Origin of the sequence: Streptomyces sp. NPDC048436 (genome assembly GCF_043200355.1) — a bacterium.
Taxonomy (GTDB): Bacteria; Actinomycetota; Actinomycetes; order Streptomycetales; family Streptomycetaceae; genus Streptomyces.
In genome coordinates this window covers 234,218-248,264 of sequence record NZ_JBICXP010000008.1, presented here as the reverse complement: position 1 = coordinate 248,264, position 14,047 = coordinate 234,218, and the positions used below count along the sequence as shown (strand labels likewise).

At 68.2% G+C, this 14,047-nt stretch carries 12 protein-coding genes; 2 read left to right on the top strand and 10 right to left on the bottom strand.

Annotated features, from left to right (window positions below):
* Positions 1 to 199 precede the first annotated feature (199 nt).
* The 10 genes from ACGFX9_RS27140 to ACGFX9_RS27095 form a co-directional block, all read right to left on the bottom strand.
* Positions 200 to 1,036 (bottom strand): SAM-dependent methyltransferase, encoded by an 837-nt coding sequence (locus tag ACGFX9_RS27140; protein ID WP_393477176.1) that lies wholly within the window; start codon positions 1,034 to 1,036, stop codon positions 200 to 202.
* A gap of 48 nt (positions 1,037 to 1,084) precedes the next feature.
* Entirely contained in the window at positions 1,085 to 2,608 is a 1,524-nt protein-coding gene (locus ACGFX9_RS27135; protein WP_393477173.1) for an FAD-binding oxidoreductase, read from the bottom strand.
* A 51-nt stretch (positions 2,609 to 2,659) separates the two neighbouring features.
* On the bottom strand, positions 2,660 to 4,174 hold the full coding sequence (locus tag ACGFX9_RS27130; protein ID WP_393477170.1) for an FAD-dependent monooxygenase: 1,515 nt from the start codon (positions 4,172 to 4,174) through the stop codon (positions 2,660 to 2,662).
* A 48-nt stretch (positions 4,175 to 4,222) separates the two neighbouring features.
* Positions 4,223 to 5,638 carry a cytochrome P450 gene (locus ACGFX9_RS27125; protein WP_393477167.1) on the bottom strand — a complete coding sequence of 472 codons (1,416 nt, stop codon included), beginning with the start codon at positions 5,636 to 5,638 and terminating at the stop codon, positions 4,223 to 4,225.
* A 227-nt stretch (positions 5,639 to 5,865) separates the two neighbouring features.
* Complete coding sequence (locus tag ACGFX9_RS27120) at positions 5,866 to 6,228, bottom strand: winged helix-turn-helix domain-containing protein (RefSeq protein ID WP_393477164.1); 363 nt, start codon at positions 6,226 to 6,228, stop codon at positions 5,866 to 5,868.
* Between the two features lie 293 nt (positions 6,229 to 6,521).
* Positions 6,522 to 7,010 carry a hypothetical protein gene (locus tag ACGFX9_RS27115; RefSeq protein ID WP_393477161.1) on the bottom strand — a complete coding sequence of 163 codons (489 nt, stop codon included), beginning with the start codon at positions 7,008 to 7,010 and terminating at the stop codon, positions 6,522 to 6,524.
* Positions 7,007 to 7,504 (bottom strand): pyridoxamine 5'-phosphate oxidase, encoded by a 498-nt coding sequence (locus tag ACGFX9_RS27110; RefSeq protein WP_393477159.1) that lies wholly within the window; start codon positions 7,502 to 7,504, stop codon positions 7,007 to 7,009. Before ACGFX9_RS27110 ends, ACGFX9_RS27115 begins: the two co-directional genes overlap by 4 nt.
* Positions 7,501 to 8,946 (bottom strand): MFS transporter, encoded by a 1,446-nt coding sequence (locus ACGFX9_RS27105; RefSeq protein ID WP_393477157.1) that lies wholly within the window; start codon positions 8,944 to 8,946, stop codon positions 7,501 to 7,503. Before ACGFX9_RS27105 ends, ACGFX9_RS27110 begins: the two co-directional genes overlap by 4 nt.
* Before the next feature lie 153 nt (positions 8,947 to 9,099).
* A complete protein-coding gene (locus tag ACGFX9_RS27100; RefSeq protein ID WP_393477154.1) occupies positions 9,100 to 10,245 on the bottom strand; it encodes a cytochrome P450 in 1,146 nt (381 codons plus the stop codon).
* Between the two features lie 695 nt (positions 10,246 to 10,940).
* Entirely contained in the window at positions 10,941 to 12,029 is a 1,089-nt protein-coding gene (locus tag ACGFX9_RS27095) for a prephenate dehydrogenase/arogenate dehydrogenase family protein (RefSeq protein WP_393477151.1), read from the bottom strand.
* A 386-nt stretch (positions 12,030 to 12,415) separates the two neighbouring features.
* On the opposite strand from ACGFX9_RS27095, the gene ACGFX9_RS27090 reads away from it, so the two are divergent.
* The gene (locus ACGFX9_RS27090) at positions 12,416 to 13,000 is read left to right on the top strand and encodes a TetR/AcrR family transcriptional regulator (protein ID WP_393477149.1); all 585 of its coding nucleotides are present in this window, start codon (positions 12,416 to 12,418) and stop codon (positions 12,998 to 13,000) included.
* Positions 13,001 to 13,102: 102 nt separating this feature from the next.
* Positions 13,103 to 14,017 (top strand): SDR family oxidoreductase, encoded by a 915-nt coding sequence (locus tag ACGFX9_RS27085; RefSeq protein ID WP_393477568.1) that lies wholly within the window; start codon positions 13,103 to 13,105, stop codon positions 14,015 to 14,017.
* Positions 14,018 to 14,047 lie beyond the last annotated feature (30 nt).

The window sequence follows — 14,047 nt, the reverse complement described above, 5'->3', positions numbered from 1 at the left end:
CGACCACACCCAAAAGACCCCTCCACGGCCTCCGACTGACCGACACCTAGCAGTTGATGACCACCCCTTCGCCCGGGAAGTGCCTCCCTCGCTGCCACGCGCGGGAAGCGGCGACGTCACCGGGATCGCGCTGTCGGTGGACGGCGGACGGCGGGCGTAGGGGGGGGGGCGGCACGGTCGCAGGGGGGGGCGGTGCTCCTCACCCTTCGGGGCGGCGGGCGGCGATCAGCACGTATCCGATCTCAGGTGTCCACTCGAGCCGCCGCCCCTCCTCCAGCCTCCGCTCGAACTCTTCCTCACCGATCGCCCGCACATATTCCTCGCGGCAGTCTTCCGCACCGGCCACGAAGTGGCGGCTCGAGCGGCGGGTCTGGTCGCTGACGTCGGTGACCTCCAGGGGTTCGAGGCCGGCCTCCCGCAGCAGCGCGCCGTACTCGTCGATCTTCACCATGGAATAGGTCTCGTCCGACGTCTCCGCCTTGGGCTGGCCGTCGCCTCCGTCGTCGGGCAGGGACGGCTGTGCGATGTCGGCGAGTGCCAGCCGGCCGCCGGGACGCAGCACGCGGGTGATCTCCTTGAGCGCCCGCAGCTTGTCCGGCATGTGCATCATCGACTCCAGCGACATCACGCGGTCGAACGTGCCGTCCGGGTAGGGAAGGCTCATGGCGTCGACCGTCTCGAAGGAGACCGAGCCGGCCAGGCCGATCGCTTCCCGAGCGCGTTCGTTGGCGAGTGCCACTTGGCGGGAGCTGATGGAGATTCCCTTGATCGTCACCTGGTGGTCGCGGGCCAGTTGGAGCGCGGGTGATCCGATGCCGCAGCCCACGTCGAGTACGTGCTGACCGGGCCGCGGGTCGAGCCGCCGGATGACCTGCTCGGTCATCCGGTCGACGGCCTCCTCGAAACTGCTGTCGTCGTCGGGCCCGCTCCAGTAGCCGTAGTGGAGGTTGCCGTTCCACAACTTGGCCATGACGGTGGTGATCTCGTCGTACACATCGGCGACCTTGCTGCTGCTGGGCGCGTTCTCTGTCGTCATCGCGCGTCAACCTCTCTCAGTGGGTGCATGCGTGGTCGGGGGCGGCCGTCAGCTTCCGATGCTCTGGCCGAACCTGAAGAACCTGTCGGGGTCGTAGGCCTGTTTCACGGCGGCGAGCCGTGCGTAGTTCTCTCCGTAGTACGCCGTTCGCCAGTCCGCGAGGTGCGGGTCGGGAAAGTTGATGTAGTCCTCGGGAATGCCGTACCGGTCGCATACCGCGAACCCGTTGTCGGCCCAGGATTGTGCGGCCGCGCGGCTCTCCGCGTCAGGGGTGTCCTGGTTCAGGCCTACTGTGTAGCCGATGTAGTACTGCGACGTCCGGTGCACGTACGCGGTCTCCGAGCGGCCCACCCGGTTGGCCTGGCCGCCCAGGGCGAAGAAGGTCAGGTAGCGGAACTGCTCCTTGACACGGTCGGCGTCGAAAGCCTCGATCAGTTCCCGCACCGCGGTACGCGACAGCGGCCGGTCGGCGAGCCGTCCGCGGTCAACGGCGAAGTGGTAACGGGGGACCTTGGCTTCGGGGTTGCTGCCTGCCAGGTGGCACTCTTCGACGGAGTAGTCCTCGCACTCGTAGAACTGCATCGATGCCTGGTCGTAGGGGAGGTTGTCGGCGTCTTCGGTGGCCGGCCGGTGCCCGATGGCGTCGATCAGTTCGTCGCGAGCCCGCTCGAAGTCGGTCATGCTGCCCAAGAAGGCGCCGTGGATGAGGAGTTGGGGCACGGCCGTAGGTGTCGACTTCGCCAAGAAGATCGCCAGGGTCGAGCCCCAGGAGTCGGGGGCGTGCTGCAGCCACTCCAGATAGGAGTGGGTGACATCGACGGCGTGGTCCCAGTCCCAGGTCAGGTTGAAGTTCACCAGTGAGGGGATGGAGACCGGTCGGACCTGGAAGTCGGTGACGATTCCGAAGTTTCCGCCACCGCCGCCTCGCAGCGCCCAGAACAGGTCGGCCTCTGACTTCTCCGACGCCCGCACCACGCTGCCGTCGGCCAGCACCACTTCGGCGGACCGCAGCATGTCCGAGGCCAGGCCGTATTTGCGGGTCGCCCAGCCGATGCCGCCGCCGAGGATGTAGCCGCCAGGACACACGCTCGGGCACAGTCCGGAGATGGTCTGCAGGCCGTGCGGTGCCAGTTGGTGCACGATGTCCACGGCCTGCGCGCCCGGCCCCAGGTGGACCGATCCGTCACCGGGGCGGACCCGGTTCATCCGGGAGACATCGATGAGCAGGCCCGGTGTGGTGGACCAGCCTGCGTAGTTGTGGCCGCCGCTGCGCGGGGCGACCGGCAGGTCGTGTTCGGCCGCGAAACGCAGACACCGCCCCACGTCCTGGGCCGTCTCGCAGTACGCGACGCACTGTGGACGGACGGAGTTGAACTGGCCGAGCACCATGGCCTTGGCCTGCTCGTAATCGCGGTCGGCCGGCAGAACGCACTCGCCGCGCAGCGCGCCGCGAAGTCTTCCCCAGGGAATGCGGTCGCCCGTCCGGCTGAAGGCCTGATGTGCCCCGGTGCTGACGGCGCCGGCCGCCGCCGCACCGGTTCCCAGGCGCAGCAAGGTACGTCGGTCCAACACGGAAGGATCCCTTCGGGTCGCGGGGTTGGTCGGTTCTCGGGGTGAGGGAGGTCAGCGCTTGGTCGCGCCGGCGTCGGCATCGCCGCACCAGTGGGTCAGGGCGCCGCGCAGGGCGTCGATGCCGTCGGCGTCCCCGGCCCACGCCACGTAGCCGTCCGGGCGGGCGAGGAGAATTTCGGGCAGCCGGACTCGGCCTTGGGCGAGGCTGCGGGTGGCGCGGACCCGCCCGCCCCAGCCGTCGGCCGCGAGGGCCGCGCCACGGCCGTCGGGCGACTGGTCGAGCAGGACGAACCGCCGCTGCCGGAACAGTTCGAACAGCCGGCCGCCGTGGCCTTCGCGGCCGTGCAGGGTGGCATCCGGGACCCGGGTGCCCACCAAGGCGTTGTGCCGGGCCTCGCGCGGCGGAGGATAACGCAGCGTGAAATTGGCGAATTCCTTGAGCACCGGCGTCTGCAGCGGCCCGAAGCGGCCGCCCTTCATGATGAGCCACCGTGCAAGCCGGGCCGGTGGGGAATCCGAGGTCTCGAAACGGAAGTTCATGTCCGTCTTGCGCAGGGTGGCCTCCGCGATCGGCAGCCGCTCCTGCTCGTAGGAGTCCAGCAGTCCTTCGGGTGCCCACCCGTGCAGTTCGGCCGCCAGTTTCCAGCCGAGGTTCATGGCGTCCTGGATGCCGACCTGCAGCCCCTGCCCGCCGGAGGGTATGTGCGTATGGGCGGCGTCCCCGGCCAACAGCACCCGCCCGCGGCGGTATTGGGTGGCGTGCCGCTGCGCGCTGCGAAAGCGGGACAGCCACAGTGGGTCATAGGGGGCCAGGTCGATGCCGAGAATGGAGCGGATGCTGTCCGAGGCGTCCTCGAGCGTCAGTGACTGCTCCACCGGGATGGCCATCTTCTCCCGGTCGAGGATGATGAGGCGGAAGGTGCCGTCGCCGAAGGGGTAAGCGGCAACCATGCCCCGCCGGGTGATGCGTGCGTAGACCTCCGTTTCGGGGGGATTGCCCAGTGGGGCGTCGACGATCATCAGGGACTGGTGGTAGTCACGGCCGGGAAAGGAAATGCCGACGCTGCGGCGTACGGTGCTGCGGACTCCGTCGCAGCCGACGAGGAAATCCGCGGTCTGCGTCCGGCGGGTGCCGTTGGCGCCGGTGATCTCGACTCGTACGGCATCCGGTTCCTGGTGCACGGCCGTGACTTCGGCTCCGCGTTCGATCTGCGCGCCTTCCTCCAGCGCCGCCTTTTCCAGCAGCTCCTCGGTGCGTAGCTGCGGGATGATGAGGATGTAGGGGAACGGGGTGTCGAGGCGGCGATAGTCCAGGTGCCCGCGCAGGTCCCCCAGCGGCGGACGCGTACAGGGCAGCCCCGCATCGAGGTAGGGCTCCATCTGCCGGCGCATGTCCAGCAGTTCCATGGTGCGGGGCATCAGGCCGAAGGCCCGGGAGTACGGGGAGGGCCGGCGCCGCTTCTCTACGACGTGACACCGGATGCCCAAGCCGCTGAGTTCGCCGGCGAGGGCGAGGCCGGTGGGACCGGCTCCGGAGATGATGACGGTGGGCGGGTCGGTGGACACGGGGGCTCCTGAGGGTGCTCTGCCGAAGGGGGCCAGGCGCGCGGGCGGCTAGGGCAGCCGGACGCTGTCGCGGATGTTGCCGCGCAACGGGGTCGGGGCCGCCCTCGTTCCGCGGGGGAGCAGACGCATGGGCAGGCCGTGGCTGGGCACCAGCGAGACGCGCATCGACCGGTTCACCTGGGTATCCGGCACCAGCGTGGGCCGGAATTTCCGCAACAGCAGCGCCAGTACGGTCTTCATCTCCAGCATCGCGAAGTGCCGGCCCACGCAGTTGTGGGCGCCGGCCCCGAACGGCAGGTACTCGTAGATCGACGGGCTCTCCCGCTCCCAGCGGGACGGGTCGAAGGCCAGCGGATCGTGGTAGGTCTCCTCGAGCCGGTGGGTGACGTAGGAGCTGAAGAAGACCATGGCGCCGGACGGCAGTTGATACCTGTCGAAGGGGGTGGGCCGTGAGGTGTAGCGGATGAGCATCGGGGCGGGCGGCAGCAGACGCAGCGTCTCCTTGAGGACGGCGTCCAGCAGCGGCAGCCGGTTCAGTTGCTCGTCGTCGGGCGGCCCGTCGCCGCAGACGGCGCTGACTTCGTCGACCACGTCGTTCATCAGGTGCGGATGCTGGTCGAGCAGCAGGAGGGTCCACATCAAGGTGGCCGTGCTGCTGTCGTGGCAGAAGGCGGTATAGGCCTCGCCGACGAGTTCGGCCTCGGTCAGTCGGCTGCCGTCGTCGTCCACGGCGTGGACCAGACTCGTCAGCACATCCTTGCCTGCTGCTTCGCCCGCACGCCGTTCCCGGACCATCTCCAGCAGCAGTGCTTCGATCTCCTCGCAGGTGCGCAGGGCCGTTCTGAACGGACTGGCCGGCAGGTCGTAGGGCGCCAGCAGGGTCAGGGGTGAGGCGGCCACGCGCAGCAGTCGGCTGATGAGTCCCTGCAGCCGGTCGATCCTGGCGGGGGCATCGATGTCGAACACGGTGCGCATAGCGGTGAGCATGATGATGCGCGCGAGGGCGTCGTGCATCGGTATGACGTCCCCGGCGCGCCAGCCGGACAGGCATCGGTCGGTCACATCGGCGATGGTCTCCCGGTGCACCAGGACGCGGCGGGAGGTGAAGGAGGGCTGCATGAGCCGGCGATGTTTGCGGTGCGGATCCCCGTTGCGTCGCAACAGGCCGTTGGTGAGCCGGTAAAAGGAACTCTGCTCCGGAATCCGTACCTCGCGGAAGGAGTCGGCGATGAAGACGTCCGGCTCCGCGAAGATCTTCTTGAGGTATTCGGGGCCGAACGCGAAAACGTGCCGCGGGTGTCGCGGATCCCAAGCGCTGGCCTGACCGTAGCGGGCGTACTGGCGCATGAAGTATTCGGCTGGATCGCCCAGCATCCGCAGCCCCCTGGTCCGCCAGCCCACCAGGGGTATCTGCATGGGGCCGGGGAGCTGTACGGGTGCTGAGACGGCCGTAGCGTTGTTCATGGAGTCTCCAGGCGTGGTCCATGAAAGGGGTCTCGTAAGCCGGTAGCCGCGGTGGGGTGGGGGGTTATCGCGACCGTGGTCGGCAGCGTACAAGCGGCCGTAAGAGACCGGTGCGGCAAGGAAAGAAGCCGGAAAGAACTGGAGACCTACCGCGGGTGGTCATGATGCTGACCGGGCCGGCGGGCAGTGCCCGCTCGGCCCGGACGACGAAATGCACTGCGGAACGGTCAGATTGAAGGGTCTGCGTCGGATTCGAGTATGTAGCCCCGTCCCCAGGCGGTCTGCAGGACAAGGCCCACCGGGCGGATGCGTCGGCGGATGCGCATGATGTGCAGGTCGAGGGCGTTTCGCGTGCTGCATGCTTCGCGCTCCTCAAGGCATTCCAGGAGTTCTTCGCGGTGGACGAGCGACTGGAACGCATTGGTCATGCACTCAAGCAGCGAGGTCTCCACGGGGGAGATGGTGACCACCCGATCGCGGTATTTCAGTGCGCCGCTGGGATCCACGCGCGGCACGGTGAATGGCTGGGACTTGGCACGGAGCGCCGCTACGCGTGCTTGCAGATCGGCTTTGCTGATGGGTGCGCGCACCCAGTCCTCTCGTACGTCGGAACACAGAGGTGCGGGCGCTCCGCCCTCTATGACGAGCAGGCGAAGTTTTCCTTCCTCGATGCATCGTCTTCTCTTAGCGGACTCCGCTGGCCATCGCAGAAGTTTGACTTGGACTTGAGTTCGCCTCAATGGACTCGCCCTATCAATCTCATGGATCCGTCAGCCCAGGCCGGGTGCGGGGCAACGGCCCGGCGCCGGGGACATCCTCAATTCCCCGGGAGAGACACGGGCACTTGCCGGCGGCGAAAGGGGCTCAGTTCAAGGGGCTCAGTTCAGCGTCGTCGCGTCTCCTCCCTGACCTCGGCGATGAGTTTTTCGAACGCTTCCCAGTCGACGTGCGGAGGCTCTTGGGAGCGCCGTGCGAGATAGGCGTCCGATGCCCGGTCGAAGCTGCGGAACAGCGCGTCCACGTCCACCGGTTCGAGTCCCATGAGTACCGGCCGTCCGGTCAATCGGAAGACGGTGCCCGCGGCTTGGGTGGTCGGCTCCAGGATGCCGGGCAGCATCATGGAACGCTGGTCTGCCAGTTGCTCGTCGTGCTGGTGCCACAGCAAGGAGGCGCTGACGGCCCTGGAGAGGGAGCCCGGCGCGGGAAGGACGGACGTGATGAGGAAGGCCTCCCGCGTCCATTGGGCGAGGCACCGGAGGCTGACGGGGTCGCCTCCCTCGTCGAGGAAGCTGAGCAACGGGGTCGCGGCCTGCGCACCGAAATGGGCGAGCAGGCCTTCGATCCGTTCTTCTTCGTTGCCGTGGGCGGTCACAGGACACGCTCCCTTTCTTGTTCTCCCGGTTTCCCCCGCAGGGTCCAGATGCTCCGGGGCCGGACAGTGATCCTGGCTCGCCAGTACGTTCGTACCCGGGTGTCGACGCGACGTTCGTCCGGGTCGAAGACCAGGTCTTGGGAGGCGGGCTTCTTCCGGAAGAGCTCTTTCCAGAAGTCCTCCATGCCTTCGGCGCCGTAGACCTGGTCGTCCACCGTGGCGGTGCCCTGTACGAGCACGGCGGGCGGGTCACTCAGTCCGGTCCCGACGAACTCCGTGAACGACAGCGCGACGCGGGGGTCACGCTGGATGCGGTAGAGCTTGCTGGGGATGATGATGCCGCTGCTGAGGATGAAATCCCGCTGGTCGGGACGCCACAGGTGCAACATCGGTGCGGTGATGGGGCGTTGCTCCTCGCGGGACAGCGTCGTCATCTCGCAGGTGAGGGTGCGGGCGAACACCTCGCACACTTCGTGGGGCAGATCCTCGGTCACGTCTTCTCCGTCCTGTCGCCCTCGCGGGCTGCCAACGGCGTAGCGGATTCCTCTTCAAGGGGTGTGGATGGTGTCGGTTCGGGTGTGGCGAAGGTGAGCACTCCGGCAACCAGGGCCGCACCGGCGGCGGCGAGATAGCCGAGTGAGTAGTTGCCCAGGCTGCCGAGCGCGCCGAGTGCCGCGATCGACGCCAGGACCGCGAGGCCGGCCGCCGAACCGAGTTCCTGCGCGGTGTTGATGAGGCCGGAGGCGCGGCCGTGCTCGGCTTCGGGGACGGCGGTGGCCAGGGAAACCGTCGGCGCGTAGGACAAGCCGTTGCCGGCCGCGACCAGTGCCAGGCCAGGAAGAATGCCGCTCCAGTAGTTGCCGGTGCCGGAGGCGGTGAAGACCATGAGGAGCAGTCCGGCGGCGGCGACCAGAGAGCCGACCAGCAAGAACCGGCGGGCGCCGACCCGTTCGACGAGGGCACCGACCTTGGGCGAGATCAGCAGCACGATGAGGGTGATCGGCGCGAAGCCGAGTCCGGTCTGCAGTGGCCCGTAACCCATCTCCGTTTGCATGGTCAACGTGGTGAAGTACAGGGCCGATGTGGTGGCGCTGGCGTTGAGCATCAGGACCAGGTTGGCGACGGCCACATTGCGGCGCGCCAGCAACCGGCCCGGCAACACCGGGTCGGGGGCGCGCCGTTCGGCCATCACCAGGCCGAGAGCCAGCAGCCCCAGGACGAGCAGCCCGGTCGTCGTCAGCCAGCTCTTGCCGCCGGAGATGTCCGCGAGCAGGACGCTTGCGCCGCCCAGGGTGGCGGCGAGCAGGATCGCCCCCGGCACGTCGAGGCGTTCGGTCGGCTCGTCCGACGTGCGTCGCTTGCTGCCGGGCAGCAGCCGCAGGGCGGCGAGGACGACGAGGGCGCCGATCGGGACGTTGATCAGGAAGATGCCGCGCCACCCGATGTACTCGGTCACCACCCCGCCGATGAGCTGTCCTGCGATCGCTCCCGCCGAGGCGACGGCGGTCCAGATGCCAAGGGCGCGGTTGCGCAGCTCGCCTTCCCGGAAGGCGCCGACGAGCAGCGCCATGGCGCTGGGGGAGATCATGGCGGCCCCGACTCCTTGGCCCGCGCGGGCGGCGAACAGTTGCCACCCCTCCTGGGCGAGACCGCAGAGCAGGGACATGGCGGTGAAGACAACAAGGCCCGCGATCAGGAGCTTGCGCCTGCCGAAGAGATCACCGGCCCGCCCGGCGACGATCATGAGGCTGCCGAAGGCCACTGTGTAGGCGACGCTGGTGAGCTGCAGAAAGCCCACCGGTACGTCGAGTTCGGAGCGGATCGACGGTACGGCGATGTTCACGACGACGACATCGACGATCAGTACGAACTGTGCCGAGCACAACAGCCACAGCAGCGCACGCTGACGGCGGGTCCACGTAGCTTTCGCGGCCATGAGTGTCCTCTCGTTTCTGAACCGCCACTCAGTTTAGGGGTCCCCCGAGGGCCGCCCGCGAGATTGCTTTCAAGCCACTTCGGAGGTGCGCGGCGGCACGGGCTGCCGCATGCCGCCGGCCCGTGGCTGCGCACTCAACGCGTCCGGAGCGTCCTACCAGCGCACGGGCAGGGCGGCCGGGGCGCGCAGCACGGACCCCTGCTTCCAGGCGACGTCTTCCGGTGCCACGTCCAGGCTGAGGTGCGGCCGCCGCGTGATGAGCAGGTGCAGTCCGATCTGCAGTTCCGCGCGGGCAAGTTGGGACCCCAGGCAGAAGTGCGGACCGTGGTGGAAGGCCAGGTGCGGGTTGGGGCGGCGTCTCAGGTCGATGTTCTCCGGATCGGCGAAGACCTGCTCGTCCCGGTTGGCGGCGTTGTTGGACGGGACGACGGTCTCGCCGGCTCGCACCAGGTGCCCCGCGACGGTGACGTCCTCGGTGGCCACCACCGGGTTCCCGCCGTAGGAAAGCAAGGGGACGTAGCGCAGCAGTTCCTCGACGGCGTCAGGAATCTCTTCAGGGTTCGCCTGCAGTGACTTCAGCCGATCGGGTCGGGTCAGCAGCAGGAAGGTGAAGTTGGACAGTTGCGATGATGTGGTCTCGTATCCGGCGACGATGGCGCCGAACCCGAGGTTGACCAACTGTTCGTCTTCGAGGGGGACTTCGTACTCGCTCTGGCGGACCAGCTCGCCGAAGAAGGTGTCCGACGGTTTGCGGCGCTCGGCGGCGACCAGGTCGGTGAAGTAGCGCTGCACGCTGTTGACGGCGACTTGGATCTCATCGGGGGCGAACGCCGTGGTCGACACCACGGCATTGAAAAATGGCGCGAACTGGTCGCTGTCCTCGTACGGCACTCCGACGAACTCGCACACCACCTGCCCTGCCAGGGGCTGGGCGTAGGCAGTGACCAGATCGATCGGCGGTGTGCTACCCGCGGGACCGTCCAGCAGTGACTCGGCGATCTGCTGCACCCGTGGACGAAAGCGCTGTACGCGACGGGCGGTGAACGCCCGGTTGAGCAGGCGACGTAAGGCGGTGTGTTGAGGCGGGTCCATGTAACCCAGGCCGTCGGCCACCGGTTGCTCGAAGAAGCGTGGCGCTCCTGGCCGTACGGATGCCGTGCGGCTGAAGCGGCTGTCGGACAGCACGAAGCGGACGTCCTCGTAGCGTGTGATCAGCCAGGCGTGCCCTCCGTAGGGCAGGGTGACGCGGCTGATGGGGTCCTCGTGCCGCAGTCGGGCGTACTCCGGCTGGATCTCCAATGCAGGACAGGTGTGAAAGGGGTACGTCGGTGCGTGTGGTGCATGCGGTTCGCGCGGTTGTGTCACTTGGGAAGCTCCCGTCGTCTCAGCGGGGTCGAACACAGAACCGTGAATCCGCCGCCGCTTACTTCCCCCGGGGGCCGCAAATCAGGGGGGATTAGCCGATTCCCCATCGTGCCGATGCGTGCGCCGTGTACCTAGGAGCTCGTTGGTCCCAGTATCAACTCTGTCGCGATTCGGGTTGACAAGAACCTCACAAGGCGACAATCCGGGCGGCCTGTGGCTTGGGTTGCATGCTCGTTTCTGTTGCCGGTCCGACAGAACTGCCTGCGCGGACCCACTGGTGATTACGCCAACGGCGCCTGGGCGGCGGCATGTTCGGGAAGGCCGGACGTCCGCGGGCGATGGCGTCTGCGCGCTACGACCCGCGTCGCGACGTCGTTTCAGGCCGGTCGCCGAGCAGCCGCACGGCTGCGTCGGCCCGCGGGCGCCGCCGCCCGCCGTTTCGGTGGTGGCGGCGGGTATCCCGGCCGCACCGATGGACCACTTGCCGAAGTGCTTCGTGCGAGCACGCACCAATAGAGCCAGAACACGGTGACACTCCTCGCTCTCCTTTTATCCGGGGTGTGGAGCGTTGCGTCACCGCCGACGCCGGAGTTCAGTGCGGCGCCGACGGCGGGACGTCCGCGCCCTCTTCAGGACGTCGGGCGGGATGGAGCCGGGCCGGCGAGATCCACCAGCCAGCCTCGGGCGCTCAGATCGGAAGCCAGCTGTGCCGCTCTGTCGCGCGCCACGCTGATCTCGGCGGTGCCGAGCAGCTGACCGGACGTCCGGTCCATGGCGAAGTCCACGATGTTCATGCCTTTCGCCGTGACATCGGCCAGCAGCCGGGCGAGTTCGCCGGGGCGATCGTGCACGCTGACCCGGACGGTGTCGGTGGCGTAGCGGGCGGACCGGGTGTGGTGAGGGGCGGTCCGGCCGAGCATGGCGCGCAGCCGGCCATGGGCCGCAGCTTTGCCCTGACTGTCCGCTGTGGCGGTCACCACCTGTTCCAGAGCCTCCATCGCCCGGTGGATGTCGCCGTCCAGCCGCCGCAGGTGACGCAGCACCGCCTCCGCGTTGCCTGCCAGCAGTGCACTCCACGGCTCCACCGGCGCCGTCTGCGTCTGATCGGCGCCGTTCGTGTCCTCGGTCAGTGGGTGGGGTGGAGCAGGCTGGCCGGCCAGCAACGCCACGACCAAGTAGGGGAGTTGAGTGGTCCGGGCGGCGATCTCGTCGTGCTCCGCCGCATCCACCACCACCGGGGTCGCCCCGCTCAGCGCGACGAGCTCCAGCGCCTGATTCAGGGCCCGGCTGTCGGTCGCCTCGGTGGGGGTGAGCGCCCAGCGCCGGTTTCGAAAGAGGTCCAGGCGGGCGGCCAGCGGCCCGGCGCGTACGCGGTCCACCAGCGGATGGCCGCCCACATAGCTGCTCATGTCGCAGGAGCGCCGCAACGCTTCCTGCTGGGGCCGGAGTTTGACGCCGGCCACGTCGGTGTACGCCTGGGCGGCACCCTGCTTCTGCAACTGGCTCAGTGTCGGAGCGACCTCGTCCGCGGGCACCGCAAGGAGGGCGAGGTCGACCTGTTCCGCGGGAGGTTCGGGCGTGCCCGCACCCAGCGACGCGGCGAGCCGCAGCGAGTCCTGGTCGGCCTCGGCGAGATGGACGGCCACGCCGGCCGCGCGCAGGGCCAAGGCCGCCGACGTGCCCACGCAACCGGTGCCGACGATCAGCGCCGAACGCATTCGTCTCAGCCGTCCTTCGGGGAACCGGTCTCGCTGCGGGCCGCATGCCAAGGTGGCCTCAGCCCGAAGAAGGGGTGGAGTCCGACCGGCATCTGCCGCAGGTGCCGGGGACCGTGGGCGCTGCGCTCCGTCAAGATTTTCAACGTGCCTCCCATGGAATCTCCCGGCCTGGTGCGCCGCCGCTCGGAGCGGTTCATGACCTGATGTCCCCACCGGAATATGCCTGCTCGGCGCTCCTGCCGGAATGCGTTTGAAAGATTCCTGGCAGGACTGCGCTGTCACTCGCGTAATACGTGAGCGGGATCCCCTATGTGGGCAGCGGGTACCCCCGGGGCGCCGTGCGCGGAGCTCGCGGGGGAGTTTGCGAACTGTGGTTCAATAATGAGATGGGGCGCCCCAAGAAGATCTCCGACGACGCGGTACTGGCCGCCTGTGAGCAGGCCATCGGCCAGTACGGCCCGAGCTTCACCCTCGCCCAGGTGGCCGCGGAGGCAGGTGTCTCCGTGGGCACGGTGGCCGGACGGTTCGGTTCCAAGCACGGTCTGCTGGTGGCGATGATGGCGCAGGGCACGGCAGCCCTCGAGGCCCAGATGCGGAGCATCAGCGAAGCGCACAGCGATCCCCTGGTCGCCATCCGGGAATCGCTGGTGATCGCCACAGTCGGTGCCGACGACCCGGACACGGCGGCACAGCACCTGGCGCAACTGGGCAAGGAACTGGCCGACCCGACACTCCGCGAGGGGTTCGCGGCCCAGCGCCGGGCCGTACGTTCGGTGCTGACGCCGCTGCTGGAGTCCGCCGCCCTGCGGTACGCGCCTCCGGCCCATCAGGGGGCATGGATCCTGGCGGCCCTGGTCAACGGCCTCCTGCAGGAGTGGGCCCTGAGCGCGGAGGGCGAACTGGCCGAGCGGGTGCGCCAGGATCTCGACGCGGTGCTGCTCGCGTGGCGCGGGGCGGAGCGCACTCCGTGATCCGGCACCGCCGAGCCGGGGCTTGTTCGAAACCCTCCTCGCCCCTGCGTCCGGGGTGAACCTGACGAGCGCACACATGATCACCGTAAGGAGAGAGTGATGATGACATCCGCACTCCAGGACAAGGTCGCCGTGGTCAGCGGGGCCACCCGCGGTTGTGGCCGGGCGATCGCGATCGAGTTGGGCGCGTTGGGTGCCACCGTATTCGCGGCCGGGCGATCCACCCGCAGCCGGCGCAGCGAGATGAACCGGCCCGAGACGATCGAGGAGACCGCGGAATTGGTCTCCAAAGCCGGCGGGACCGGGATCGCGGTCCGCTGCGATTTCCTGAATCAGGAGGACGTCAACGCACTGCGCGACCGGATCGTTGCCGAAACCGGGGGACAGTTGGACGTACTCATCGACGACGTGTGGGGCGGCGACCCTTTCATCGACTGGGACACCCCCTTTTGGGAACAGGACGTGGAACGGTCGGTAGGCGCTTGGCGCAACGGCCTGGAGACGCATCTGCGGGCCCTGCACACCCTGCTCCCGCTGCTGACGGACAAGCCCGGCGGATTGGTGGTCGAGGTGACGGACGGCGAGACCGACGGCAATTCCGGCTCGCTCGTCTACGACCAAGTAAAGGCCGGCGTACGGCGCTTGGCGCTTGGACTGTCCGAGCAGCTGCCGAAGTACGGGGGCACCGCCCTTGCGGCCACGCCTGGTTTCCTGCGCTCCGAGGCGATGCTCGACCATTTCAAGGTCACCGAGAAGAACTGGCGCGCCGGCATCACCACGGATCCGAACTTCGTGCTGTCGGAGACACCACACCTGCTGGGGCGGGGTATCGCCGCGCTCGCGGCCGACGACAACCGCGCACGCTGGAACGGCCGTATCACCACCTCCCACGCACTGGCCGACGCTTATCAGGCCGACGATCTGGACGGCTCCCGCCCCGACTGGCCCCGCTGGCTGAAGGATGTGGTCTTCGGCGGACTTGACCCGGCACAGGTGGACCCGGCGGGTTACCGCTGACGCGCCTTTGAGCAGGGATTTCCAAGGTGC